This is a genomic window from Lacrimispora sp. 210928-DFI.3.58 (assembly GCF_020554865.1).
In the GTDB taxonomy this organism is placed as follows: domain Bacteria; phylum Bacillota; class Clostridia; order Lachnospirales; family Lachnospiraceae; genus Enterocloster.
On record NZ_JAJCIC010000007.1, the window covers coordinates 1 to 25,123 of the forward strand.

General features: G+C 50.7%; 22 protein-coding genes and 3 tRNA genes. 16 read left to right on the plus strand and 9 right to left on the minus strand.

Going from position 1 to position 25,123, the window contains the following annotated elements; all coding sequences use genetic code 11:
• Positions 1–76: 76 nt before the first annotated feature.
• Positions 77–742 carry a phosphatase PAP2 family protein gene (locus LIZ87_RS06255; protein WP_178313424.1) on the minus strand — a complete coding sequence of 222 codons (666 nt, stop codon included), beginning with the start codon at positions 740–742 and terminating at the stop codon, positions 77–79.
• A gap of 243 nt (positions 743–985) precedes the next feature.
• On the opposite strand from LIZ87_RS06255, the gene LIZ87_RS06260 reads away from it, so the two are divergent.
• Positions 986–1,840, plus strand: a complete 855-nt coding sequence (locus LIZ87_RS06260; protein ID WP_227145849.1) for a MurR/RpiR family transcriptional regulator — start codon at positions 986–988, stop codon at positions 1,838–1,840.
• Here LIZ87_RS06260 and LIZ87_RS06265 read toward each other — a convergent pair whose 3' ends face one another.
• A complete protein-coding gene (locus LIZ87_RS06265; protein WP_178313428.1) occupies positions 1,841–3,172 on the minus strand; it encodes an MATE family efflux transporter in 1,332 nt (443 codons plus the stop codon).
• A gap of 349 nt (positions 3,173–3,521) precedes the next feature.
• Between LIZ87_RS06265 and pfkB the strand changes: the two genes are divergently transcribed.
• The 3 genes from pfkB (at position 3,522) to bcp (ending at position 7,318) form a co-directional block, all read left to right on the plus strand.
• On the plus strand, positions 3,522–4,427 hold the full coding sequence (gene pfkB / locus LIZ87_RS06270; protein ID WP_227145851.1) for a 1-phosphofructokinase: 906 nt from the start codon (positions 3,522–3,524) through the stop codon (positions 4,425–4,427).
• 28 nt (positions 4,428–4,455) lie between these two features.
• Positions 4,456–6,441 carry a PTS fructose transporter subunit IIABC gene (locus LIZ87_RS06275; protein ID WP_227145853.1) on the plus strand — a complete coding sequence of 662 codons (1,986 nt, stop codon included), beginning with the start codon at positions 4,456–4,458 and terminating at the stop codon, positions 6,439–6,441.
• 406 nt (positions 6,442–6,847) lie between these two features.
• Entirely contained in the window at positions 6,848–7,318 is a 471-nt protein-coding gene (gene bcp / locus LIZ87_RS06280; protein WP_227145855.1) for a thioredoxin-dependent thiol peroxidase, read from the plus strand.
• 186 nt (positions 7,319–7,504) lie between these two features.
• Here the strand turns inward: bcp and LIZ87_RS06285 are convergent, their stop codons facing one another.
• The 3 genes from LIZ87_RS06285 to LIZ87_RS06295 form a co-directional block, all read right to left on the minus strand.
• Positions 7,505–7,825 carry a hypothetical protein gene (locus LIZ87_RS06285; RefSeq protein ID WP_227145857.1) on the minus strand — a complete coding sequence of 107 codons (321 nt, stop codon included), beginning with the start codon at positions 7,823–7,825 and terminating at the stop codon, positions 7,505–7,507.
• 265 nt (positions 7,826–8,090) lie between these two features.
• Positions 8,091–8,164 (minus strand) — tRNA-Met (locus tag LIZ87_RS06290).
• 21 nt (positions 8,165–8,185) lie between these two features.
• Positions 8,186–8,258, minus strand: a tRNA-Val gene (locus LIZ87_RS06295).
• A gap of 437 nt (positions 8,259–8,695) precedes the next feature.
• Here LIZ87_RS06295 and LIZ87_RS06300 point away from each other — a divergent pair.
• The 7 genes from LIZ87_RS06300 to LIZ87_RS06330 all read left to right on the plus strand — a co-directional run bounded on the left by LIZ87_RS06300 (position 8,696) and on the right by LIZ87_RS06330 (position 14,190).
• On the plus strand, positions 8,696–9,622 hold the full coding sequence (locus tag LIZ87_RS06300) for a diacylglycerol/lipid kinase family protein (protein ID WP_227145859.1): 927 nt from the start codon (positions 8,696–8,698) through the stop codon (positions 9,620–9,622).
• Positions 9,623–9,650: 28 nt separating this feature from the next.
• Positions 9,651–10,193, plus strand: a complete 543-nt coding sequence (gene ispF / locus LIZ87_RS06305) for a 2-C-methyl-D-erythritol 2,4-cyclodiphosphate synthase (protein WP_264467923.1) — start codon at positions 9,651–9,653, stop codon at positions 10,191–10,193.
• Positions 10,194–10,278: 85 nt separating this feature from the next.
• Entirely contained in the window at positions 10,279–11,688 is a 1,410-nt protein-coding gene (gene cysS, locus LIZ87_RS06310; RefSeq protein ID WP_227145861.1) for a cysteine--tRNA ligase, read from the plus strand.
• A 35-nt stretch (positions 11,689–11,723) separates the two neighbouring features.
• Positions 11,724–12,131: a ribonuclease III domain-containing protein gene (locus LIZ87_RS06315; RefSeq protein WP_264467926.1), complete on the plus strand. Its 408-nt coding sequence runs from the start codon at positions 11,724–11,726 to the stop codon at positions 12,129–12,131.
• A 27-nt stretch (positions 12,132–12,158) separates the two neighbouring features.
• The gene (gene rlmB / locus LIZ87_RS06320) at positions 12,159–12,902 is read left to right on the plus strand and encodes a 23S rRNA (guanosine(2251)-2'-O)-methyltransferase RlmB (protein WP_178316803.1); all 744 of its coding nucleotides are present in this window, start codon (positions 12,159–12,161) and stop codon (positions 12,900–12,902) included.
• A gap of 130 nt (positions 12,903–13,032) precedes the next feature.
• On the plus strand, positions 13,033–13,980 hold the full coding sequence (locus tag LIZ87_RS06325) for an L-lactate dehydrogenase (protein WP_227145863.1): 948 nt from the start codon (positions 13,033–13,035) through the stop codon (positions 13,978–13,980).
• Between the two features lie 137 nt (positions 13,981–14,117).
• A tRNA-Thr gene (locus tag LIZ87_RS06330) sits at positions 14,118–14,190 on the plus strand.
• Positions 14,191–14,249: 59 nt separating this feature from the next.
• On the opposite strand, the gene LIZ87_RS06335 is transcribed toward LIZ87_RS06330, so the two are convergent.
• A complete protein-coding gene (locus tag LIZ87_RS06335) occupies positions 14,250–14,585 on the minus strand; it encodes an AzlD domain-containing protein (protein WP_227145865.1) in 336 nt (111 codons plus the stop codon).
• A 3-nt stretch (positions 14,586–14,588) separates the two neighbouring features.
• Positions 14,589–15,308, minus strand: a complete 720-nt coding sequence (locus tag LIZ87_RS06340) for an AzlC family ABC transporter permease (RefSeq protein ID WP_178313285.1) — start codon at positions 15,306–15,308, stop codon at positions 14,589–14,591.
• A 367-nt stretch (positions 15,309–15,675) separates the two neighbouring features.
• Here LIZ87_RS06340 and LIZ87_RS06345 point away from each other — a divergent pair, with 367 nt between their 5' ends.
• From LIZ87_RS06345 to LIZ87_RS06355, 3 genes are all read left to right on the plus strand, one after another.
• Positions 15,676–17,373: a glutamine--tRNA ligase/YqeY domain fusion protein gene (locus LIZ87_RS06345; RefSeq protein ID WP_227145867.1), complete on the plus strand. Its 1,698-nt coding sequence runs from the start codon at positions 15,676–15,678 to the stop codon at positions 17,371–17,373.
• 194 nt (positions 17,374–17,567) lie between these two features.
• Entirely contained in the window at positions 17,568–18,971 is a 1,404-nt protein-coding gene (gene pdxR / locus LIZ87_RS06350) for a MocR-like pyridoxine biosynthesis transcription factor PdxR (RefSeq protein ID WP_227145868.1), read from the plus strand.
• A gap of 40 nt (positions 18,972–19,011) precedes the next feature.
• A complete protein-coding gene (locus LIZ87_RS06355) occupies positions 19,012–19,830 on the plus strand; it encodes a hypothetical protein (RefSeq protein WP_227145870.1) in 819 nt (272 codons plus the stop codon).
• Between the two features lie 13 nt (positions 19,831–19,843).
• On the opposite strand, the gene LIZ87_RS06360 is transcribed toward LIZ87_RS06355, so the two are convergent.
• A complete protein-coding gene (locus tag LIZ87_RS06360) occupies positions 19,844–20,572 on the minus strand; it encodes a hypothetical protein (protein ID WP_227145872.1) in 729 nt (242 codons plus the stop codon).
• A gap of 301 nt (positions 20,573–20,873) precedes the next feature.
• On the opposite strand from LIZ87_RS06360, the gene LIZ87_RS06365 reads away from it, so the two are divergent.
• A complete protein-coding gene (locus LIZ87_RS06365; RefSeq protein ID WP_178313281.1) occupies positions 20,874–21,158 on the plus strand; it encodes a co-chaperone GroES in 285 nt (94 codons plus the stop codon).
• Between the two features lie 81 nt (positions 21,159–21,239).
• Positions 21,240–22,862 (plus strand): chaperonin GroEL, encoded by a 1,623-nt coding sequence (gene groL / locus LIZ87_RS06370; RefSeq protein ID WP_227145874.1) that lies wholly within the window; start codon positions 21,240–21,242, stop codon positions 22,860–22,862.
• 101 nt (positions 22,863–22,963) lie between these two features.
• On the opposite strand, the gene feoB is transcribed toward groL, so the two are convergent.
• Entirely contained in the window at positions 22,964–25,123 is a 2,160-nt protein-coding gene (feoB, locus tag LIZ87_RS06375; RefSeq protein WP_227145876.1) for a ferrous iron transport protein B, read from the minus strand.

Consider the following 25,123-nt stretch of genomic DNA (forward strand, 5'->3'; position numbering starts at 1 on the left):
CGGTACGCACGGTGGTATGAGAGGACGGCGGTTAATCACCGCCTCCTACTCGATTTCTGGCATTCTGCCGCTTTCCTTATCCCAATGCCTTCTGGGCAACCTTTTTGTCCTGGGCGGACCAGTTGTATCCATAGACGATCCCATAAATGATATAGGACAGGATAATGGCGCCCACCCCGTCGATCACTGAGTGCTGCTTTAAAAAGACAGTGGACAGGCAGATGGAGACCATGAGGATCCCGGAGCCTATGTGGGCCCAATGGTATTTCTTAAGGATCCCGCTTCTCATAATGGCAATGTGGGTGCCGATGGAGTTGTACACATGGATGCTGGGAAATACATTTGTGCAGGTGTCTGTCTTGTACACCGTGGCTACCAGGGCGGAAAACAAATTTTTATCCGGGTCAATGGCGGGGCGGAAATCCGTACCATTGCGGAAAAAGGTGCATATGATCAGGCTGATCGTCATTCCGGAGAACAGGAAAATACACATCCTGTAGTAATCCTCCCTGCTGGTAAACAGGAAAAAGAGAAGAGTTCCGGCTACGTATAAAAACCAGAGCAAATAGGGTATAATAAAATATTCATTAAAGGGGATCAGGTCATCCAGGGACACATGCATAATGTGATAGTCTCTGGTGACTGTTTTTTCCAGGTAACAGAACCAGGGCAGGTAGATGAAGCCATAGGACAGAAGCCACATATGCCTGTACTTGTGTAAAAAGGATGAAATCTGTTTCATATTAATAACCTCATGTCACGCCTAAAACGTACAAAAAGAAACAAAGTGTAAACAATCTGTTAAGATTATGTTAATGCTTTGAGATTATAGCACAGTTGAATTTCAAAAACAAGGGGAGTAACGAAAAGTTAATAAAGATTCAGAAAGCATTATAATATATGACAGAAAACCGCTTTTATTTTTCATTTTTCTGTGCTATATTAAAATGAGAAAAAAAATTACATGAAGCAGGTGAATGATGAAATGAATGATTCGCGAAGTGTGCTGGGGGTAATCTGTTCCTCTTATGACAGTTTTTTTGATGCGGAGAAAAAAATCGCCGATTACATGATGGAGCACAAGGCAGAGGTGGTGGATATGACGGTGGGAGAGCTGGCAAAGGCCAGCAATACCAGTGATGCCACGGTGTCCAGGTTCTGCCGCAGGTGCGGCTTTAAGGGATTTCACAGCATGAAGCTGGCTCTGGCAAGAGAGGTGTTGGAGGAGGAGCATGGAAATCAGGAGGTCACAAATGATATCAGCAGGAATGACCTGGCCCAGTCATTAAAAAACATACTGGCAAATAAGGTGGCGGAGCTGACAGAGACCGTGCGCATGATAGATACAGAGAATCTGGAGATGATCTTAAAAGCTATTGAGCATGCCAGGATGGTGCAGCTGGCGGCAGTGGGCAATACGATTCCCGTTGCACTGGACGGTGCATTTAAGTTCAACCAGCTGGGGATACCGGCAGTGGCTGGAGATATCTGGGAAGGCCAGACAGCCTATACGTTTAATCTGGGACCTGAGGATGTGGTGCTCATTATTTCCAATTCCGGCATGTCCCAGCGCTTAGCTACCCTGGCAAAGGGGGCAAAGGAAAATGGAGTTACGCTGATCCTTATTACAAACAATGGAGAATCTGCCCTTGCCCAGATGTGCGATTATAAGATCGTCACAGCTACCCGTGAAAAGCTCCTCACAGAGGAATTCTGGTTTTCCAGGGTAACGGCCACAGCAGTGATCGAAATGCTGTACCTTCTGCTCATGGCAGGCAAAAAGGACGCAGTGGAGCACATCCGCCGCCACGAGCAGGCGATCTCACCGGATAAAAAGTAACTATTTTCGCGCCGCAGCCCGGCGGTAGACAACGGATGCAACCACTGCTGTTATCATTTCTGTGATCCAGAACGCATGCCAGACTCCTGCTGCTCCAAAAAGCCTGCACAAGACATAGGCGGCAGGAATGATGATTGCCGTATACCGGAAGACGGCAATAATAAGTGAGGCAGTCCCTTTTCCTAAGCCTTCCAAGGCCCCGGAGGAGGTAACGGAAACGGCAGAAACCAGAAAGCCTGCGCTGATAATGCGGAGAGCCTGCTTCCCGGCCTGGATCGTTTCCGGATTATCCGTAAACAGGCTGATGAGCTGCCGGGAGGCAGTCAGGCACAGGGCTGTCCCCAAAGCCATAATGGCCCCGGTCATGTACAGGGCAGTATCGTATATCTTCTTCACTCGTTTTCCTTCCCCTGCCCCGAAATTATAGCCGATGATGGGACGCATTCCCTGGACAATGCCATTGGCGGGAAGGTAAAGGAAGGTCTGCAGCTTATAATAAATCCCCAGGATCACAACATAGCTCTGAGAATACAGGCCCAAAAGCGTATTCAGGAAAGAGATAAGAAAGGAGGGCAGGGCGAGATTTATAGCAGCTGGTATTCCGACAGCATAAAGCCTGATATCGATCTCCCTGTTGGCGCTCAGATACTTTCTGCTGATACGCACAGGCAGGGGATACCTTCCATAGGCGATCAGGTAGACAGCCAGGGAAAGGACCTGTCCGATGCCGGTAGCCAAGGCAGCTCCCCGTATTCCCAGCGCCGGGAAAAAGCCGATCCCCCAGATGAGAAGGGGATCCAGTATGATGTTGGCAATGCACCCGCACAGGAGGCTGGCCATTGTGACCTTCATAGCCCCCACGGATTGAAAGATCTTCTCAAAAGAAAGATCCAGCATGATAACCAGAGAGAAGGAGAATGCAATCGCAGAGTACTGTATCCCCATGTCTGCCACCTCCTCCGAGGAGGTAAACATCCGAAGAAAGAATGGGGTAAAGAGAAGGCTTATCAGGGTGATGAACATACCGTGGACGCCTGACAGCAGCAGGCCGCGGGAAGCAGCTGTGTTTGCCTGCTCTTTATTGCCTGATCCCAAATAGAAAGCAACTGCCGCGTTGATGCCGATACCAAAGCCAATGGCAGCGGCATTGATCAGATTCTGGACAGGATAGACAAGGGACAGGGCAGTCATGGCATTTTCGTTTATCCTTGCCACAAAAAAGCTGTCAATAATATTATACAAAGAATTGACGAGCATTGAGAGTACCATGGGAAGGGCCATGGATGTGAGAAGTGGAAAAATGGGCGTTTCTTTCATGAAATTTTCATTCATCTGCTGTTCCTCCGTATTCTTTTTGCATCATAGGAGGCTCCGAAGGAGTATCCCATGATATAAAAAAGCCGCACAATTACTCTTGACAAGTAATTATGCGGCGAAAAAAGTCACAATGTGCAACTGAAAAGATCCACATGGTATTTTAGTGCCTTCATTTTATCATAGGATGTGAAGCGTGTCAATTTGCGAAATGTGCACAAAAAAGGAGCTGCCGGTTTGTCGCTTTGGACGAAAAATCGAAAGAAAATAATTTTCTTGAAAAATATTATTGACGAAAAACAAATATCATACTATGATATAGACAAGAGATGAAATGAATTTTCTTTATAAGAAAGGAGAATGACATATGATTTACACAGTAACGTTTAATCCGGCTTTGGACTACGTAGTTGCCGTAAATCATTTTACTCCGGGAAAGGTGAACCGCACGGTGAAGGAGAACATCTTTTACGGGGGAAAGGGCATTAACGTATCAGCTCTGTTGGCAAATCTGGGGGTGGAGAGCACGGCTTTGGGATTTGTGGCAGGCTTCACAGGCAGGGAGATCGAGAACGGAGTAAAGACCCTGGGCTTTCAGTCCGACTTCATCCATGTGGAAAAGGGAATGTCCCGCATCAATGTTAAGCTGAAATCCGATGAGGAAAGTGAGATCAACGGCATGGGGCCGGAGATCCTTCCCAAGGATGTGGAAGAATTATTTGATAAGCTGTTGGGGCTGAAGGAGGGAGATGCCCTGGTACTTTCAGGAAGTATCCCATCCTCCATTGCAGACGATATTTATGAGCGTATCATGGAGAAGCTGGACGGAAAGGGCGTCCGGGTGTTTGTAGATGCGGAGAAGGATCTGCTCCTCAACGTCTTAAAGTATCATCCCTTCCTGATCAAGCCGAACAACCATGAGCTGGGACAGATGTTTGGAAAGGAGCTTCACACAGATGAGGAGATCATAGCTCACGCCAGGCTGCTCCAGGAAAAGGGAGCGGTCAATGTCCTCGTCTCCATGGCAGGGGATGGAGCCATCCTGATCGCAGAGGACGGACAGGTCTACCGCCAGGGCGTATGTCAGGGTACTGTGAAAAACTCTGTAGGAGCAGGAGATTCCATGGTAGCAGGCTTCCTTGCAGGCTATCTGGAGAAGAGGGACTATGCATGGGCATTGAAGCTGGGAACTGCCTGCGGAGGCGCTACGGCATTTTCCGATGGAATTGGAAGCAGGGAGGAGATCTTCCGGCTGTTAGACACACTTTCATGATCAGATGAAAACAGGAGGGGAACATTTTATGCGTATTACAGAATTGTTAAAAATGGAAAGCATTGAGCTGGGTGTAAAGGTTTCTTCCAAGGAGGAGGCCATTGACCGTCTGGTAGCTCTCATGAATGCAGGCGGAAGGCTTAGAAGCATGGCGGGTTATAAAGAAGGGATATTAGCCAGAGAGGCGCTGGGCAGCACAGCCATCGGAGAAGGCATCGCTATCCCCCATGCAAAGGTGGAGGCAGTAAAGGAGCCGGGCCTGGCGGCAATGGTAGTGCCGGAGGGCGTAGATTATGAGGCCTTTGACGGCTCTCTGGCAAACCTGATCTTTATGATAGCAGCTCCGGCAGAGGGAGCAGACGTTCATCTGGAGGCATTGTCCCGTCTTTCCACACTGCTTATGAATCCGGGCTTTAAGGAAGGGCTTCTGGCCGCCTCCTCCAAAGAGGAGTTTTTGAAGGTGATCGATGAGGCCGAGGTGGCAAGATTCGGAGCACCGGAGAAAGCAGCCGGAAAAAGCGGCGCCTCTTCCGGAGATGGCGTGGCGGCCAGCGAACAGGCCGAAAAAGGGGCAGTTGGAAGGGCAGACAAAGAAAAAGGCAGCTACCGCGTCCTGGCAGTGACAGCCTGCCCCACAGGCATTGCCCATACCTATATGGCAGCGGAAAACCTGGAAAATACTGGTAAAAAATTGGGCATCTCCTTAAAGGCAGAGACAGACGGCTCCGGCGGCGCCCAGAATATCCTCACAAAAGAAGAGATCGCAGCTGCAGAGGCCATCATTGTTGCAGCAGATAAAAATGTGGAAATGGCACGCTTTGAGGGAAAGCCGGTCATCATGGTTCCTGTGGCAGACGGCATCCACAAGGCAGAGGAGCTGATCAACCGGGCAGTAAGCGGCACTGTTCCCGTATACCATCACGCAGGCGGGGAGGAGAAGAACGCTTCTGACAGCGGAAATGACAGCATTGGCCGCACGATCTACAAGCACCTGATGAACGGCGTTTCCCACATGCTTCCCTTTGTGATCGGCGGAGGTATCCTCATTGCTCTGGCATTCCTGTTTGATGATTATTCCATAGATCCGTCGAATTTTGGTAAGAACACACCGTTAGCAGCTTATTTAAAGACGGTAGGAGAGCAGGCCTTTGGCATGATGCTCCCGATCCTTGCAGGCTTCATTGCAATGAGCATTGCTGACCGTCCGGGACTGGCAGTGGGACTTGTGGCAGGCATCATCGCAAAGACAGGCGCTACCTTTGGCAATCCCGGAGGCGGCGACGTAAATGCAGGCTTTTTGGGCGCCCTGTTTGCAGGCTTTGCAGCAGGCTACCTGGTATTGGGACTGAAAAAGCTGTTTTCCAAGCTTCCAAAGTCCCTGGAGGGCATCAAGCCGGTGCTCCTCTATCCCGTGATCGGTATCCTTCTGGCAGCAGTCATCACCACCTTCATCAATCCCTATATGGGCATGATCAATGACGGGCTCACAGGCTTCTTAAACGGCATGGGCGGAGCAAGCCGTGTGGTGCTGGGAATGATCTTAGGCGGAATGATGTCCATTGATATGGGCGGCCCCTTCAACAAGGCTGCTTACGTATTCGGAACAGCCCAGCTGGCGGAGGGCAACTTTGAGGTAATGGCAGCCGTTATGGCAGGAGGAATGGTGCCTCCTATCGCCATTGCGCTGTGTACCACCTTCTTTAAGAAGAAATTCACAGAAAAGGAACGCCAGTCCGGTATTGTGAACTATATTATGGGACTGTCCTTTATTACAGAGGGAGCCATTCCCTTTGCAGCACAGGATCCGCTGCGCGTCATCCCGGCCTGCATCGCCGGTTCAGCCATCGCAGGCGGCCTGTCCATGGCCTTTGGCTGTACCTTAAGAGCGCCTCACGGCGGCCTCTTCGTGCTGCCTACCATTGGAAATCCCTTCATGTATCTGGCAGCCGTTGTGGCCGGAGCAGTTGTTGGCTGTGTGGTAATGGGATTCCTGAAAAAGAATATGGAAGAATAGAAACCATATCTGTAAATAGAATCAGGGGAGTATTTGAAAAATGGGCGGTTTGTTTCCGAAAACGGAGGCAGGCCGCCTGTTTGTCTGGCAGCCGATGCAGCTGCGGCTGCTTCCTGCATACTGTGAAAGGAGGAAGACGGAGAGAGAACTCCTTGCGAAATGCTTATAAATGATATAAGCTATAAGTCGGAAAGAAGAAATCCAAGCAATTTGACATTACAGGATACATGTGCTTTCGGCCCCCCTTGTGACCGGCGCTGCGGGATGTTTTTTGCCAGCCGCGCCCGAATGTAAGAGGCATGCACGGCAGAAATGCCGGTTAAATCTGAACATGGGCTGCGAAAAAAGCAGCCGCAAGTCCGGGCAAGGGATATTTCGGGAGCCACATACAAAAGGAGGAAAAGAAATGCTTCAAACAGGAACAAAAGCACCGGATTTTACATTACCCGATAAAGACGGAAAAGAGATAACGCTGTCTTCCTTTCTCGGAAAAAAGGTGGTCCTCTATTTTTACCCAAAGGACAATACGCCGGGCTGCACCAGGCAGGCCTGCGCCTTTGCAGGAGCTTATCAGGGCTTTAAGGACCGGGGCGTGGAGGTGATCGGAGTCAGCAAAGACAGCGTGAGATCCCACACAAACTTTGCCGCGAAATACGACCTCCCCTTCATCCTGATATCCGACCCGGAGCTCACCGCCATCCAGGCCTACGATGTGTGGAAGGAGAAAAAGCTTTACGGAAAGGTATCCATGGGCGTGGTGCGCAGCACTTATGTGATCGATGAAAATGGAGTCATTGAAAAAGTCTTCGAAAAGGCGAAGCCGGATACGAATGCGGCGGAGATATTGGAGTACCTGGATGAGAAAAAGGGGGAATAGCGCGTTTGATGTAAGAGACTGCAGGCTTTTGCCTGCTTGAGCATGGACGCCAGTCGGTACCCCCGCTCATGGTTTATGCCATGGGATAATACTATTTTGCGCCATGTGGTAACCTCCATCCAAAAGAGTGCGGGGGCCTTGAAAATTTAATAGGCCTTACACTCTTATGGTGGCAGGTTATTCCGTTTATTTTACAATGGGCAAGATACCCTGATGCTCTAATATATCAATTAAGGTTTCCTGTGCATCCTGTAACAGTTTAATGTCCTTCTTGATTGCCCTCTCTGATACTTTTACGTCAAGTGTCAGATTGTCAAGTTTTTTATGAGTGAGATCTTGTTTGATTTCTAAAATCTCTAATCGTTCTTTCATGCTCTGCATATCTGCTTTCATGCTTTGTATATCTGTTTTCATTCCAAGCATATCTGCTTTCATTGGTTCCAGCCTGGAATCCAGCTTTTTGTCTATCATATCAGACAACGCCAACAGTAATTCATTATCGCTCATTCTTCATTCCTCCTGCGTGATTCTATTCTACCACGGTCAGAGTGTAAAGTCTATTGAATTTTCAAGGTACGCTTGTCTGCCTGATGGGATGATTGCACATTAAGAAATGTACTTTGCAAATCAGAATAGCACATAAATGTACTCATATTTGAACAAACTGTAGATATTTATGTATGCTCTCAAAAAGCTTAAAAGATTTTAGAAATTTAAGAAAAGTAAAACCTCGAAATTGCTGACAAAATCAACAAATTCGAGGCTTTAAAAGTAGCGGAAGGGAGATTCGAACTCTCGACACCACGGGTATGAACCGTGTGCTCTAGCCAACTGAGCTATTCCGCCATATGAAATTTGAAAAGGTAGTGGGGCCTACAGGGCTCGAACCTGTGACCCTCTGCTTGTAAGGCAGATGCTCTCCCAGCTGAGCTAAGACCCCACATACAGATTCCATCGCAATCACTCACTCGCGACTGCTTGTACAGTATATGATAAATTGTGGAAATTGTCAAGACTTTTTCTGCAATTTTTTTCCCGGTTTTTTTATACAAATTTTCTTCCCGTTTTATTAGTCATTTAGGGGGGAGTATGGTATAATGTCCACGTAGGCAATGAGCAGTGCGAAAAAAGGCTGATTAAAAAAGGCGTCGTGCTAGCACGTAAGCATTTTTTAAGCGGACTTTTTTCATAGGGCGTTGCTAAGTGCCAGTGGCACTTGTTTAGCAACGACCGGAGCGGAGCGAAGATGCCCGTGAGCGAGCGGAAGCGAGCGCGCACCGCAAAGCTCCAGCAAGCCCCCCAATATTATGCCGGCACACAACCCATTTCCCATCCCCACCCCCCAAGGCAATTGCAAGAAAGGACCCCAACAGCCTTATGTATAACTTCATTGTAAATCCAAATGCAGGCTCCGGCAGAGGCTTAAAAACCTGGAATGCCATATCCCGCTATCTGGAGCAGAACAATATAGAATACGAAGTCTGTCTCACCGCCAGCATTGGTGAAGCCAGGAGCATTGCCAGAGAGCTGACAGAGGGAGCCAAGGATCCCAAATTCATCCTGGTAGTAGGTGGAGACGGCACCATGAACGAGGTATTAGACGGAATTTCCTTCCATCTTCCCCTAAGCCTCGGCTATATCCCGGCAGGCACAGGCAACGACCTGTCCAGAAGCCTCCGCCTTCCCGGAAACCGCCTCAAATGCTTAAAAAAGCAGCTCACGCCCAGACATTTCACCATGATCGACTATGGTGTGCTGTCCTATGGGACTCAGGAGGTATCCCACAGGCGTTTCTTAGTAAGCGCAGGCATCGGCTACGATGCCGCTGTATGCCAGGATGTACTTTCATCCACCCTGCGCCAGCGCTTAGGCTGCATAGGGCTGGACAAATTATCTTACATTATATTCGGCATACGCCAGTTTTTCCGCAGTAAAACCTCCAAAGGATACATTATCCTGGACGGAGTGAAGAAAATAGAATTTAACAACATATTATTTATATCATGCCACATACAGCCGTCAGAGGGCGGCGGCTTCCTCTTTGCCCCCAAGGCGGACGGAAGCGACGGAAGGATGAATATTTCCGTATTCAGCCATCCGACCAGACGCAAGCTAATCCCCGTTCTTCTGTCAGCCGCCGCAAGGCGCAGGGGGAAGCGCAAGGGCGTCCGCAGCTACGAATGCAGGGAGGTCGTCATCCACACGGATGCCGCCCTTCCGGTCCATGTGGACGGCGAGTTCTGCGGCCTTCAGACTGATATCCAGGCAGGCTGCATACCGCGCAAGGTGCGCATGATGGTATAGGAGCACTCTATAGATCAAAGGAGACATTATGAGAATCGGACAAGGATACGATGTCCACAAGCTCACCGAGGGGCGCAGGCTCATCCTGGGCGGAGTGGAGATCCCTTATGAAAAAGGGCTGTTAGGCCATTCGGATGCTGATGTTCTGGTCCATGCAGTGATGGACGCATTGTTAGGCGCGGCAGCTTTAGGAGACATCGGACAGCATTTTCCAGACACGGATCCTGCATATAAGGGGATCTCCAGCATAGAGCTGTTAAAAAAGGTGGGAGGCCTGCTGGAGGAGAAGGGCTATGTCATAGAAAATATCGATGCCACCATTATAGCCCAGCGGCCCAAATTAGCGCCCTACCGTCCTCAGATGGCAGTCAATATCGCCGAAGCCCTGCACTTAGACCCGTCCAGAGTCAGCGTCAAGGCCACCACAGAGGAGGGACTGGGCTTTACAGGCAGCGGAGAAGGGATATCCTCCCAGGCAATTACCTTATTGACGGAAGCGGCAGACTACTGCTATGATAATAAGATGATGGCAGAGGGCTGTGGGAGCTGTCCTGGCTGCGGCCGGGGATAAGAAAACAGACACAGACCAGTCCTGGGGCCGGAAGCCTGCCCGCAGGAAGAGCATTCCGAAAATCAATCCATCGAGGAGAAAGAGTATGAAGATATTTAACACATTGAGCAGAAGAAAAGAAGAATTTGTCCCCCTTACGCCGGGCCAGGTGAAAATGTATGTCTGCGGACCTACCGTATACAATCTGATCCACATTGGAAATGCCAGGCCTATGATCGTATTTGACACGGTGCGCCGGTATTTTGAATACAAGGGCTATGATGTGCGGTTTGTATCCAATTTTACAGATGTGGACGACAAGATCATTAAGAAGGCGATTGAAGAGGGCGTGGATGCAAACACGGTTTCCGAGCGCTATATTGCAGAGTGTAAAAAGGACATGGCAGCCATGAATGTAAAGCCGGCCACCGTTCATCCCCAGGCCACCCAGGAGATCTGCGGCATGCTGGAGATGATACAGACCCTGATCGACAAGGGCCATGCCTATGTGGCGAAGGACGGAACCGTCTATTTCCGGGTAAGCTCCTTTAAAGAATACGGAAAGCTGTCCCACAAGAACTTAGATGAGCTCATGTCAGGACTGCGCGAGCTGAAGGTGACAGGGGAGGAGGACAAGGAGGATCCCAACGACTTCGTTCTCTGGAAACCCAAAAAGGAGGGAGAGCCATACTGGGAGTCCCCTTGGTGCCAGGGCCGTCCGGGCTGGCATATTGAGTGCTCCGTGATGTCGAAGCGTTATCTGGGAGAGCAGATCGATATCCATGCAGGCGGCGAGGACCTGATCTTCCCCCACCATGAGAATGAGATCGCCCAGAGCGAGTGCGCCAACGGAAAGCCCTTTGCCACCTACTGGATGCACAACGGCTTTTTAAATATTGACAATAAGAAAATGTCCAAATCCCTGGGGAATTTCTTTACCGTAAGGGAGATCGGAGAAAAATATGACCTTCAGGTGCTCCGCTTCTTCATGCTCAGCGCCCATTACCGCAGCCCATTAAATTTCAGCGCAGATCTAATGGAGGCTTCCAAGAACGGCCTGGAGCGCATCCTGACCTGCGTGGATAAGTTAAATGACTTAGAGGCAAAGGCAGAAGGCGCAGCAGAGACCTGCGGCGAGCAGGAGAACATGGAAGCTGCCGGAAAACTCAAGGCAAAATTTGAGGAGGCTATGGACGATGACTTCAACACGGCAGATGCTGTTTCCGCTGTATTTGAGCTGGTGAAGCTGGCAAACTCCACAGCAGCTGCAGGCAGCACGAAGGCATATGTATCCTTCTTAAATAAGACCATCAAGGAACTCTGCGATGTATTAGGCATTATCACAGAGCGGGGGAAAGAGGCTTTAGACAGTGAGATCGAGGAGATGATCGCCGCCAGGCAGCAGGCCAGAAAAGCAAAGAACTTTGCCCTGGCAGATGAGATCCGCGGCAAGCTGCTCGATATGGGGATCGTGCTTGAGGACACCAGAGAGGGCGTAAAGTGGAAGAGAGTATAAGCCTTAAGGATTTTCTCACATATTATAAACAATGCATGAAGCTGGAACCAGTGGACGCCCAGAGCTATTCGCCACTGGTTCTGGCTTATATAGGGGACGCTGTATATGAGGTGATGATACGGACAAAGGTCATCAACCGGGGCAGCATGCAGGTGAACAAAATGCATAAGCATAGTTCGGAGCTTGTGAAGGCAGGTGCCCAGGCAGCCCTCTTTAAGGCCATTGAGGAGGAGCTCACGGAGGAGGAGCACAGCGTTTACCGCCGCGGCCGCAATGCCAAATCCTTTACCATGGCGAAGAATGCCACTATGATCGACTACCGCATGGCTACGGGACTGGAGGCTCTGGTGGGCTGGCTGTTCCTCACAGAACGGTTTGACAGGCTGGCGGAGCTGGTGAGCATGGGACTTGAGAGGCTGGGCGCCCTTGACGGCGCAAAGTGAGAATGTCCGGAAGATTAGGAGAATACCATGAGATATGAAGAACTGACCATTGAGGGGCGCAATGCAGTGCTGGAGGCATTCCGCTCCGGCAAGACCATTGACAAGCTGTTCGTGCTGGACGGCTGTCAGGATGGGCCTGTGCGCACCATTGTAAGAGAAGCCAGAAAATATGATACCATCATCAACTACGTGGCAAAGGAGCGCCTGGATCAGATGTCTGAGACAGGAAAGCATCAGGGCGTCATTGCCTACGCCGCTGCTTACGAATACGCAGAGGTGGAGGATATGCTGGCCCTGGCAAAGGAGAAGGGGGAGCCGCCCTTTTTGTTCCTGTTAGACGGCATTGAGGACCCTCATAACCTGGGTGCCATTATCCGTACTGCCAATCTGGCAGGTGCTCACGGGGTCATCATCCCAAAGAGGCGGGCCGTAGGGCTTACGGCCACTGTGGCAAAGACCTCCGCCGGGGCGCTCAATTACACGCCGGTGGCAAAGGTGACAAATTTGACGGCCACCATGGAGGAACTGAAAAAGCAGGGCCTGTGGTTTGTCTGCGCCGACATGGGCGGAGAGGTGATGTATCGAATGAATCTCACCGGCCCCATTGGCCTTGTAATCGGCAATGAAGGGGACGGGGTGAGCAAGCTGGTGCGGGAGCACTGTGATATGGTTGCCTCCATTCCCATGAAGGGCGATATTGATTCCCTGAATGCCTCCGTTGCCGCAGGCGTGCTGGCCTATGAGATCGTGCGGCAGCGCATGGCGAAGTAAAGCTTCTGCTATTCAAAGCAAAGCTGTTTTCAGGGAAGAACAGCAGAATGGAAACAGGCCTTCCATGGCATACTATGTTTTATAGCTATAGAAAATATGGAACACAGTATGACAGAAAAGGAGCCTGTAAATGAAAGCGGATAAGAGAAAAGTCGTGATCGTAGGAACTGGTATGGTGGGCATGAGTTATGCATACAGCCTGTTAAACCAGTCGATCTGTGATGAGCTGGTGCTCATTGATGTGAACAAAAAGCGTGCAGAGGGGGAGGCCATGGATCTGAACCATGGACTGGCCTTTGCCAATTCCAGCATGACGATTTATGCAGGAGAATATAGTGACTGCTCAGATGCCGATATTGTGGTCATCAGCGCAGGGGTTGCCCAAAAGCCGGGGGAGACAAGGCTGGATCTGTTAAAGCGCAACGGAGAGGTTTTCCGTTCTATTATAGAGCCAGTGACGTCCTCCGGCTTTAATGGCATTTTCCTGGTTGCCACAAATCCGGCAGACATCATGACGAGGATCACCTGTGCCCTCTCCGGCTTTAACCCCAGAAGAGTGCTGGGAAGCGGAACCGCCCTGGACACAGCCAGACTGCGCTACCTTTTGGGAGATTATTTAAAAGCCGATCCCAGAAATGTCCATGCCTACGTCATGGGAGAGCACGGCGACAGCGAGTTCGTCCCCTGGAGCCAGGCCCTCCTGGCTACAAAGCCCATTCTGGAGCTGGGAAGCGAAGCAGGCTGGGAAAATATTACAAAGGATCTGAACGCAATCGAGGAGGAGGTACGCACAGCCGCCTACAAGATCATTGAAGCCAAAAACGCCACCTACTACGGCATCGGCATGGCTCTCACAAGGATCACCAAGGCCATCCTGGGAGATGAACACAGTGTCCTCACTGTCTCCGCCATGCTGCGGGGAGAATACGGCCAGCGTGATGTCTATGCAGGCGTGCCCTGCATCATCAATCAGAACGGTATACAGAGGATACTGCCGCTGTCGCTGACGGAGGAGGAGCTTGAGAAGCTGGGGAAATCCTGTGATATGCTGAGGGAGAGCTTTGAGGGGGTTATCTGAGAAAAGGGCATTCCCCCATGGTATCACCAGGGGGAATGCAGTGCACGAAAGAAGATAAAAAAAGTTTAAAATATCAGTTGACAAAATGAATCGTCCATGATAATATATACAAGGTTCGCGTGAGCGAAACAAAACAAGCTGCTGTGGCTCAGTCGGTAGAGCGTCGCATTGGTAGTGCGGAGGTCACGGGTCCGATTCCCGTCAGCAGCTCGAAACATTAAGAAGCTAGGAATCATGAGAGATTCCTAGCTTTTTTGACATAAGAAAGGCTAAAATATCATCTGCACCAGCACCATATAGCATACAGTCCCCAGTGCGATACTCGCCAGGGTATTCCTCTTCCACAGATGGAGCAGCACAACAACTGCCACAGACAAAAGCTCCGGCAGGCCGTAGGGGTAGGCCAGAGGTGTGATGCCTTTTAAGCAGTAGACCACCAGCACGGCCATAATGGCGGCAGGCAGGATGGCTCCCAGATAACGTATGATGCATGGGATCTCCTTCTTTCCTCCGAAAAGAAGGAAGGGAAGCCACCGGGTGATCTGGGTGCAGAGGGCACAGATGAGGATCGTGATCAGTATGTATCGATTATTTTCTATTATCATAGATTAAGCTCTGGGATCCGGTTTGGCCGGATCCATTTTCCTTTCAATGTATTTGCGCTGGAACAGAAGGACTGCCACAGTGGCTGCCAGGGCGGGCAGGATAAAGTTGGAGGATCGTATAAGGGCCAGGAACAAAAGGCCGCAGGCAAAGCCAGTGACAGCCGGTATATGGGTCTTCGCCGCCCTCCACTGGTCCACGCAGATGACTACAAAGAGGGCAGTCATGGCAAAGTCAATGCCGGTGGTATTAAATGTGATCATTTCCCCGATCAGTGCCCCGATGACGGAGCCGGCAACCCAGTAGAATTGGTCGAAAAGGGAAACGAATAAGGTGGCAAGCCTCCATTCCCTGTCGGAAAAATCCTTTGGCCTCTCCATGGAGCAGAGCAGGGAGTAGGTTTCATCTGTCAGGGAAAACACCATATAAGGGTAGGCCTTTTTCATTTCCTTAAAGCGCTCAATGAAGGTGAGGCCGTAAAAGGCATGACGGCTGTTGATGAACAAGGTCATGACAGCTGTAGTGACGGCATTCAGGCCGCCCGTCAGAATGCCTACCAGGGCAAACTGCATGGAGCCTGCATATACCAGAAGGCTTATAAGGAAGGCCCAAAAGACTCCCAGTCCGGATTTCTGCAGTAGAAGTCCGAAGGCGATCCCCAGAAAAATATAACCCAGGAAAATGGGGATGGATTTTACCAGGGCAAAGCTTGCGGCTTTTTTCATAATATCTGTGTACTCCTTACTATAAAAGTTCCGCCGCCGTCAGGCGGCACTAAGTTCAGGTATGCCAAATGCGCCCGCCGGGTTTTCATGGTGCGGTGGCGCGTTCGCTGCCGGGCGCATGCAGGTTTACTATAAAAGTTCCGCCGCCGTCAGGCGGCACTAAATTCAGGTATGCCAAATGCGCCCGCCAGGTTTTCACGCATTCCTATAGTATATCAGACAGGGAATTAGATTTCCAGAGTAAATTGAATAACAGCTTATCCTGTAAAAATGCCGCACTTTCTGCATTTTCCCCTTCCCCCGGAAAAAGAAATGTGCTATGATTACATATTATATTTAACCAAAGCATGATAACGGAGGAACAATTATGGCTGAGAAAGACACCGTAATGGAAACAGAGGAGAAGGAGGTAGTCTCCAAAAACTTTATCGAGCAGGAGATTGACAAGGATCTGGCAGAGGGCGTTTACAACCATGTCCAGACACGTTTTCCACCTGAGCCTAACGGTTATTTGCACATCGGACATGCAAAGTCCATCTTACTGAATTACGGGCTGGCGCAGAAGTACGGTGGAAAGTTTAACCTGCGTTTTGATGATACGAACCCCACAAAGGAAAAGACGGAATTTGTAGAGTCCATTATAGCGGACGTGAAGTGGCTGGGAGCTGATTTTGAGGACAGGCTCTTCTTTGCATCCAATTACTTCGAGCAGATGTATGAGTGTGCCGTATTCCTGATCAAGAAGGGCAAGGCCTTTGTCTGCGATCTGACAGCGGATGAGATCAGGGCTTACCGCGGTGATTTCACCACTCCCGGCAAGGAAAGCCCATACAGAAACCGCAGCATCGAGGAAAACCTTCAGCTCTTTGAGGAGATGAAGGAGGGCAAATACAAGGACGGGGAAAAGGTGCTCCGAGCAAAGATCGATATGGCGTCCCCAAACATCAATATGAGGGACCCGGTCATCTACCGCGTGGCCCGCATGTCCCACCACAACACAGGGGACAAGTGGTGCATCTATCCAATGTATGATTTCGCCCATCCGATCGAGGATGCTATTGAGCACATTACCCATTCCATCTGTACACTGGAGTTTGAGGACCACAGGCCTCTCTATGACTGGGTGGTACGCGAGTGCGAGTTTGAGAATCCGCCCCGCCAGATCGAGTTTGCAAAGCTGTACCTGACAAATGTGGTGACAGGTAAGCGCTATATCAAGAAGCTGGTGGAGGACGGCATTGTGGACGGCTGGGATGATCCGCGCCTGGTGTCCATTGCCGCGCTGAGAAGAAGAGGCTATACACCGGAGGCCATCAAGATGTTTGTGGAGCTGGTAGGCGTGTCAAAGGCCAACAGCTCTGTGGATTATGCGATGCTGGAATACTGCATCCGAGAGGATTTAAAGCTTAAAAAGTCCCGTATGATGGCGATCCTTGACCCGGTAAAGCTGGTGATCGACAACTATCCGGAGGGCCGGACCGAGGAGTTGGATGTGCCCAACAACCTGGAGAATCCGGAGCTGGGAAGCAGAAAGGTTCCCTTTGGCCGTGAGCTTTACATTGAGCGGGAGGACTTTATGGAGGAGCCTCCGAAGAAATATTTCCGCATGTTCCCAGGCAATGAGGTACGCCTCATGGGCGCCTACTTCGTGACATGCACAGGCTGTGAGAAGGACGCGGACGGCAATGTTACTGTTGTACACGGCACCTATGACCCGGAGACAAAGAGCGGCTCCGGCTTTGAGGGGCGCAAGGTAAAGGGAACCATCCACTGGGTGGCTGTGCCCACTGCAAAGAAGGTGGAATGCCGCCTGTACGAGAACATCGTGGATGAGGAAAAAGGCAAGCTGAATGCAGACGGCACCCTGAACTTAAATCCTAATTCCCTGACAGTCCTCACGGACTGCTATGCGGAGCCTGCTCTGGCAGAGGCCAAGGCCTATGACAGCTTCCAGTTTGTGAGAAACGGATATTTCTGTGCGGACTGCAAGGACAGCAGAGAGGGAGCGCCTGTGTTTAACCGCATTGTTTCCTTAAAGAGCTCCTTTAAGCTTCCAAAAAAATAAGAGATAGAAAAGCAAACGTATCGGATGGGTATGCAGAATGCCCATCCGTTTTTGTGCTTCGGAAAAGCCGTGAACCGCCGACAAAGCCATATCAGAGGACATGTCAGTTGACAGCAAATTGTGCATTTGGTATTATGAAAAAGCAATAGAATGAGCCGATTTGTGATGCCAGTTTGCGGAAGGAGATACAGAGGATGGAGCTGATGGTGCCCATTGACAGCCAGTCAGACTGCCCGCTTTACGAGCAGATTTATGAATATATTAAAAATGATATCAGAAAAGGCAGACTGGAGGCAGGGAGCAGGCTTCCCTCCACCAGGGTGCTGGCCCAGAACCTGAAGGTCAGCCGCAGCACCAGCCAGATGGCTTATGACCAGCTCCTGTCGGAGGGCTATATAGAGGCATTTCCGTGCAGGGGCTATTTTGTGTGCAAGATCGATGAGCTGCTGGAGGTAAAGCAGAAGGAGACAGCGGTGTTCGCCCAGAAGAAGGAGGAGGAACGGTCCTACCAGGTGGACTTTTCTCCCCGCGGCATTGACCTTGACAGCTTTCCCTTTAATACCTGGCGGAAGATCAGCCGGAACACGCTGGTGGATGACAATAAGGAGATGTTTGCAGCGGGAGATACCCAGGGGGAACGGGCACTCCGCATGGCCATAGGAGATTACCTCCACTCTGCCAGAGGGGTGAACTGTTCGCCGGAGCAGATCATTATCGGCGCCGGAAATGAATATCTTCTTCTGCTCCTCTCCAGGCTTTTGGGCCGGGAAATGTCCATTGCAATGGAAAATCCCACTTACAAGCAGGCCTACAGAGTATTTTGCGGGCAGGGCCATAAGGTGATTCCCGTTAAGATGGATAAGTACGGCATGGAGCTGAAGCGCCTGGAGGCCAGCAGGGCAGATATCGCCTATGTGATGCCGTCCCACCAGTATCCCACAGGGATCGTCATGCCTGTGGCGCGCCGCCAGGAGCTTTTAAGCTGGGCCTACAGGGGAAGCAGGCGGTATCTGATCGAGGATGATTACGACAGTGAATTCCGCTACAAGGGAAAACCGATCCCAGCCCTTCAGGGCATGGACATGGGAGGCAGGGTGATCTATATGGGGACATTTTCCAATTCCATTGCCCCTGCCATCCGTGTGGGCTTTATGGTGCTTCCGGAGCCCCTGGTCTCTCTGTACAGGGAAAAGGCCGGCTTTTTTTCCTCCACCGTATCCAGGATCGACCAGCATATTTTGTATCAGTTCATCACTCAGGGATATTATGAGCGCCATCTGAACAGGATGCGGGCAATTTATAAAGGAAAGCATGACGCGCTGCTGAGCGGACTCAAAGAGCTGGAGCCCTTTTTTTCCATGGGCGGGGAATATGCGGGGCTCCATGTACTGCTGACCCACCTTAAGGGAATGACGGAGAAGCAGTTAGTGGAGAAGGCGGCGGAGGCCGGAGTGAAGGTCTATGGCATGTCAGATTATTTTATTGACACAAAAGAAAATAAGAGCTCTTCCACTGTGCTCTTAGGTTATGCGAATTTAAGCGAAAAGGATATTGACCGGGGCTGCCGCCTGTTAAAGAAAGCCTGGCTGCAGCAGTGAGATATGGAAAACGGAAAGCGGAAAGGAAGGTAGGAAGGCTGTGACAGGACAATATAATAATAGAAGAAACCGGATCCCCATTCTGGTGCTGGCTCTTGCTCTGGGCTTACAGGGCTGTGCCGGAGGGACAACGGGTTCCAATAGGGATGCCGGGCAGGCAGAAGAAGCTGTAGAGACAGAAGAGAGCCTTTCTCAGGAGGTGCCTGTGCTGGAGAAAGGTCAGTCTGAGATTCTCAAGGAGCTATCCGAAGCACTGGACCAGGGAAGGCTGAAGGCAGCTGCAGAAATCATGGAAAAGGAGCAGGAGACCCTTGTCAGCCTGATCTATGAGACAATGGATGGACAGCGCTATCTCTGGGATGGGGAAATGCTGAAGGCGGACATAGAGGGCAAGGGATTGGTGTTCATAAAGCCCTCCTGCCTTTTTTACGGCAATTTTAAGGACGGGCGGCCAGAGGGGCGGTGTGAGGTTCTCCAAACAGTGAATCTGGATGCCCCCAGATATGACTATTCCCAGGGATTATGGGAGCAGGGGAAAATGGAAGGAATGGGACGCACGGGCTACTGCTATTATGAAAAAGCACCTGCCGGGGAGGCAGAGTCTGTCTGCAAGTCAGGGATGTTCAGCAAAGACAAGATGGAGGGTGAGATCACCTGCGAGAGCACGGGAGGAGAAGGCTCACGCTTTCATATGACAGTGAGAGCGGGCGTTGTGGAGCTGGATGACCGGTGGGCTTATCTGGAGGAGGAGAAGGAATACCAGCTTCTTTCAAAAGAAAACAAGGGCCATGCCTACATCCTGTCAGAGGAGCAGGCGGCCCTTGATATGTGGAAGAATATATTAGTGTGGGAGGAATAGGGATTGGAATCTCCTATTCCATCGTATCCTCCTCAATGACCGTAGTCTCTTTTGCAGCAGGTTCTTCTTCTGCACTGGCTTCAGGCACAGCAGGAGTTTCCTGCTCTTCTGCTGCGGACGGAGCGGGGGCAGGTGCCGGCTTTTCGGCGGGAGCCTCCTCCATCAGGTCGCTGCTGTAGTCTTCCTCATGGGGTGTTCCTGTGCGGAACCTGCGGCCCTCCTCAGAGTCACCGCCCTCCATGCGGGCATAATCATAGAGGTCCTCATCATCTACGTAATCATCGTCCAGGAAGCCCTCATCCTCGAAGAGATCGGAGTCATCCTCCCTCTTGCCCTCTGCACGGCTCTCCATCAATTCGTCCTTTTTGGTCTTCATGGTGTTGATGGCCAGGTGAGCGGTGTCAACTGCTGCGGAAACAGCCTCATGGGCAGTATCGGAAAAGAGAGTCCCGGCGTCCTTCAGTACGTTTTTGGTAGCCTGGGCAATATCCTTTGCCGCAACCTTAAACTCATCCCTGCTGGATGCCAGGGAGATGTAATTGCGGTTCAGCTTGCGGGGATCAAAGGAATGGTCTTCTTCATTCTCCTGGGAATCCTCCTCCTCGTCCTCTTCAAATTCCCTGAAATCCTTTTCCAGTTCCTTGTGGAAGGTCTTATACTGGAGTACATAGGAAACGCCGGCAGCGGCTGCTCCTGCGATTGCTGCAAATGCAACGAACTTACCCAAACCTTTTTTTGCCATACCAAAAACCCCTTTCATAATAGCCATATCCCATACACCGGGCTCTTCGCGGCCCTGCTCCGTGCATAAAATAAAGGCATTTTTCATAGTATACCTTATTGTTATTATTGTAATACGAATGGAAAAAAAAAGAAACAATAAAAAATAAAAAAAGGATAAAAATACAAGAAATTAGCACTCAACTCTTGACAGTGCTAATAATAGATGATATAACATACATTGTGAGCAAAAGAAACACAGAAGAAGCAGGGATGCTTTTTGAGAAAGAAAACAAGAATGAATTGCAAGGAGGAATTTAGACATGAAGTTAGTTCCATTGTTTGACAAGGTTGTTTTAAAGCAGTTAGTAGCTGAGGAGACCACAAAGTCCGGTATCGTCCTTCCGGGAGCAGCAAAGGAAAAGCCGCAGCAGGCAGAGGTTATTGCAGTAGGCCCGGGCGGAGTAGTAGAGGGCAAGGAAGTTACCATGCAGGTGAAGGCTGGCGATAAGGTGATCTATTCCAAGTACTCCGGCACAGAGGTTGAGCTGGACAATGAAAAGTATGTGATCGTAAAGCAGAGCGATATTCTGGCTGTTGTTGAGTAAAGGCTTATTTTACGGTTTCCCTTTCGGAACCAAGTGAGAATGATGATATTTTATAGAACATAAATTTGGAGGTTGATTATCATGGCAAAGCAGATTAAATATGGCGTAGACGCCCGCAAGGCATTAGAGGCAGGCGTAAATCAGTTAGCAGATACCGTACGTGTTACCCTGGGACCGAAGGGACGCAATGTTGTTCTGGATAAGTCCTTTGGCGCACCGCTGATCACAAACGACGGTGTTACCATTGCAAAGGAGATCGAGCTGGCAGACGCATTTGAGAACATGGGCGCACAGCTGATCAAGGAAGTTGCTTCCAAGACAAACGATGTAGCAGGCGACGGAACCACCACAGCAACCGTTCTGGCACAGGCTATGGTAAACGAAGGTATGAAGAACCTGGCAGCAGGCGCTAACCCGATCGTTTTGAGAAAGGGCATGAAGAAGGCTACCGATGCAGCAGTTGAGGCTATCAAGGCTATGAGCAAGCCGATCAGCGGCAAGGACCAGATCGCAAGAGTAGCAGCTATTTCTGCTTCTGATGATGAGGTAGGCGCTATGGTAGCAGACGCTATGGAGAAGGTTTCCAAGGACGGCGTTATTACCATCGAAGAGTCCAAGACCATGAAGACAGAGCTTGACCTGGTAGAAGGAATGCAGTTCGACAGAGGCTACCTGTCCGCTTATATGTGCACCGATATGGATAAGATGGAAGCAAACCTGGATGATCCGTACGTGCTGATCACAGACAAGAAGATCTCCAATATCCAGGATCTTCTGCCGGTATTAGAGCAGATCGTAAAGATGGGCGCAAGACTTCTTATCATCGCTGAGGATGTAGAGGGCGAGGCTCTTACCACTCTGATCGTAAATAAGTTAAGAGGTACCTTCAATGTTGTTGCTGTTAAGGCTCCTGGCTACGGCGACAGAAGAAAAGAAATGCTGCAGGATATCGCTATCCTGACTGGCGGTACTGTGATCTCTGAGGAGGTTGGCCTTGAGTTAAAGGATGCTTCCATGGAGATGCTGGGCCGTGCAAAGTCCGTAAAGGTTCAGAAGGAGAATACCATCATTGTAGACGGTATGGGCGATAAGGACAACATTGCAGCAAGAGTTGCACAGATCCGCAAGCAGATCGGCGAGACCACATCTGATTTCGACAGAGAGAAGCTGCAGGAGCGTCTGGCTAAGCTGGCTGGCGGCGTAGCAGTTATCCGTGTAGGCGCAGCTACTGAGACAGAGATGAAGGAAGCAAAGCTCCGCATGGAGGATGCTCTGAATGCAACAAGAGCAGCAGTTGAGGAAGGCATCATTGCAGGCGGCGGCTCCGCATACGTACACGCTGCTTCCGACGTACAGAAGGTAGTAGACAGCCTGGAGGGCGATGAGAAGACCGGCGCTAAGATCATCTTAAAGGCTCTGGAGGCTCCTCTGTTCCACATCGCAGCAAACGCAGGCCTGGAAGGCTCCGTTATCGTAAACAAGGTAAAAGAGTCCGCAGTAGGCCAGGGCTTTGACGCTTACAAGGAAGAGTATGTTGACATGATCGAGGCAGGCATCCTGGATCCTGTAAAGGTAACAAGAAGCGCACTGCAGAATGCAAACAGCGTAGCATCCACCCTGCTGACAACCGAGTCCGTAGTAGCAAACATCAAGGAGCCGGCTCCGGCTGCTCCGGCTGCACCTGATATGGGCGGTATGTATTAATCTATTCATAAAGGATGAAATAAAACAGTCCCGTCTGCCTCATTGTAGGCAGGCGGGATTTTTCTATGCCCATATGCCGTGGATTACCCGAACGTTCATAGTCAAAAGCCCAGGGTGCGTGCCGCAGCCGCAACGCCCATACAGAGCACAATGCCGCAGGCAGCAGGAACGAGAAGGGATATTGCAGTCCATTTGAAGCTTCCCGTCTCCTTGTGGATCGTCATAAGGGTGGTGGAGCAGGGCCAGTGCATGAGGGAGAACAGCATGGTATTGACGGCGGTGAGCCAGGTCCAGCCGTTGGCTGTCAGCAGGGCCTTCAGCTCTGTGAGGCTGTCAAACTCCACAATGGTTCCCTGGGCCATATAAGCCATGATAATAATAGGAAGTACGATCTCATTGGCAGGGAGTCCAAGGATGAAGGCCATGAGGATAACGCCGTCCAGCCCTATCAGCTTTCCAAAGGGATCGAGAAAAGCGGCACAATGGGCCAGCAGGGTCATATTGCCCGCAGTGACATTTGCCATAAGCCAGATGAGCAGTCCTGCCGGGGCAGCGATGGAGGCGGCCCGCCCCAGAACAAACAGCGTGCGGTCAAAGATGGAGCGCACGATAACCTTCCCGATCTGGGGTCTGCGGTAGGGAGGAAGCTCCAGGGTGAAGGAGGAGGGGATCCCCTTCAGGACTGTCAGGGAAAGAAGCCTTGACACCAGAAATGTCATGGCAATACCTAAGAGGATAAAGGCAGTCAGTATAAGGGTTGAGAGAACGGAGGGCAGAAGGCCGCCTGCAGTCCCCACAAAAAACATGGATATGATGGCAATAAGGGTGGGAAATCGTCCGTTGCAGGGCACAAAGCTGTTGGTGATCATGGCGATCAGCCTCTCTCTGGGGGAGTCGATAATGCGGCAGCCCACGATCCCGGCTGCATTGCAGCCAAAACCCATACACATACTGAGGGCCTGCTTCCCACAGGCATGGCAGCGCTGGAAGGGTTTATCCAGGTTAAAGGCAATGCGGGGCAGATAGCCGGAATCCTCTAAAAGAGTAAACAAGGGGAAGAAGATCGCCATGGGAGGAAGCATGACAGATACCACCCAGGCCAGGACCCGGTAGACGCCCAGCACCAGCATCCCGTGGAGCCACTCAGGCGCGCCCGCTGCCTGAAAGCATTTTGTCAGCCAGTCCTGTATTCCAAACAGAAAATGGGATAACAGCTGGGAGGGATAGTTTGCCCCTGTGATCGTCAGCCAGAAGACCAAGGCCAGCAGCCCTGCCATAATGGGATAGCCGGTCAGGCGGCTGGTCAATATCTGGTCCAGCTTTCTGTCGCGCTCATTGTAGCCAGGCTCATGGAAATGGACGGTTTCCTTTGCCAGACGTTCCGCGCAGGCAACGAGTCCCTGGACGATCCTGTCTTTTAGCTGTTCCCTGAAAATGCCCTGATCCTCCAGGAAGGCCCTGGCCTTTGAAAGGCCCTCTGCCACTGCCTCATCCTTCAGAATATCCTTTCCCAGGAAATGCTCAAGCTCCAGAAGAAGGGAGGGATCTCCCTCCAAAAGCTTTAAGGCCAGCCAGCGCGGGTTCAGGCAGCGGCGCAAGGAGGCAGAGGAGAGGCACCGCTCAATGGCCGGCTGGGAGAGGGCAATGGCCTCCTCCAGGGCAGGACAGTATTCCACGTGAAAGTAGGAGCCCTTCGGGGAGTCCATCAGGTGATCCAGCTCTGTCATCATATGATGAAGGGTCTTTTTCTTTCTGGCAATGGTTCCTGCTACGGGAGCCTTCAAAAGATTAGAGAGCTTTTCAAGGTCAATGGAAATGTGCTTTCTTTTTGCCTCATCCAGAAGATTTACGCAGATCATGGTATTTTGGGAGATTTCCATGGTCTGTAAGACAAGATTTAAGTTCCGCTCCAGACAGGTGGCATCACAGACAACCACCACAGCGTCCCTTTCTCCAAAACAGATAAAATTCCGGGCCACTTCCTCCTCCGCCGAATGGGCCATAAGGGAATAGGTTCCCGGAATATCCACGAATACATAGCTGTGGGAAGCAGTTTCACAGCAGCCCTGGGCATTGGAAACGGTCTTTCCGGGCCAGTTCCCCGTATGCTGGCTGGAGCCTGTAAGACTGTTAAATAACGTGCTTTTCCCTACATTGGGATTGCCGGCAATGGCAACCACTTTATCTTTGGGCGTTCGTTTTTTGATCTCCAGTCCGGAATCAAGGGCATTCATCCCGGTGGAGCTGGCTGTCAGTCCCAT

Coding starts and splice junctions, on each gene's coding strand:
- LIZ87_RS06255 (WP_178313424.1), bottom strand. CDS start 742: ATGAAACAGATTTCATCCTTTTTACACAAGTACAGGCATATGTGGCTT.
- LIZ87_RS06260 (WP_227145849.1), top strand. CDS start 986: ATGAATGATTCGCGAAGTGTGCTGGGGGTAATCTGTTCCTCTTATGAC.
- LIZ87_RS06265 (WP_178313428.1), bottom strand. CDS start 3,172: ATGAATGAAAATTTCATGAAAGAAACGCCCATTTTTCCACTTCTCACA.
- pfkB (WP_227145851.1), top strand. CDS start 3,522: ATGATTTACACAGTAACGTTTAATCCGGCTTTGGACTACGTAGTTGCC.
- LIZ87_RS06275 (WP_227145853.1), top strand. CDS start 4,456: ATGCGTATTACAGAATTGTTAAAAATGGAAAGCATTGAGCTGGGTGTA.
- bcp (WP_227145855.1), top strand. CDS start 6,848: ATGCTTCAAACAGGAACAAAAGCACCGGATTTTACATTACCCGATAAA.
- LIZ87_RS06285 (WP_227145857.1), bottom strand. CDS start 7,825: ATGAGCGATAATGAATTACTGTTGGCGTTGTCTGATATGATAGACAAA.
- LIZ87_RS06300 (WP_227145859.1), top strand. CDS start 8,696: ATGTATAACTTCATTGTAAATCCAAATGCAGGCTCCGGCAGAGGCTTA.
- ispF (WP_264467923.1), top strand. CDS start 9,651: ATGAGAATCGGACAAGGATACGATGTCCACAAGCTCACCGAGGGGCGC.
- cysS (WP_227145861.1), top strand. CDS start 10,279: ATGAAGATATTTAACACATTGAGCAGAAGAAAAGAAGAATTTGTCCCC.
- LIZ87_RS06315 (WP_264467926.1), top strand. CDS start 11,724: ATGAAGCTGGAACCAGTGGACGCCCAGAGCTATTCGCCACTGGTTCTG.
- rlmB (WP_178316803.1), top strand. CDS start 12,159: ATGAGATATGAAGAACTGACCATTGAGGGGCGCAATGCAGTGCTGGAG.
- LIZ87_RS06325 (WP_227145863.1), top strand. CDS start 13,033: ATGAAAGCGGATAAGAGAAAAGTCGTGATCGTAGGAACTGGTATGGTG.
- LIZ87_RS06335 (WP_227145865.1), bottom strand. CDS start 14,585: ATGATAATAGAAAATAATCGATACATACTGATCACGATCCTCATCTGT.
- LIZ87_RS06340 (WP_178313285.1), bottom strand. CDS start 15,308: ATGAAAAAAGCCGCAAGCTTTGCCCTGGTAAAATCCATCCCCATTTTC.
- LIZ87_RS06345 (WP_227145867.1), top strand. CDS start 15,676: ATGGCTGAGAAAGACACCGTAATGGAAACAGAGGAGAAGGAGGTAGTC.
- pdxR (WP_227145868.1), top strand. CDS start 17,568: ATGGAGCTGATGGTGCCCATTGACAGCCAGTCAGACTGCCCGCTTTAC.
- LIZ87_RS06360 (WP_227145872.1), bottom strand. CDS start 20,572: ATGGCAAAAAAAGGTTTGGGTAAGTTCGTTGCATTTGCAGCAATCGCA.
- LIZ87_RS06365 (WP_178313281.1), top strand. CDS start 20,874: ATGAAGTTAGTTCCATTGTTTGACAAGGTTGTTTTAAAGCAGTTAGTA.
- groL (WP_227145874.1), top strand. CDS start 21,240: ATGGCAAAGCAGATTAAATATGGCGTAGACGCCCGCAAGGCATTAGAG.
- feoB (WP_227145876.1), bottom strand. CDS start 25,123: ATGGGACTGACAGCCAGCTCCACCGGGATGAATGCCCTTGATTCCGGA.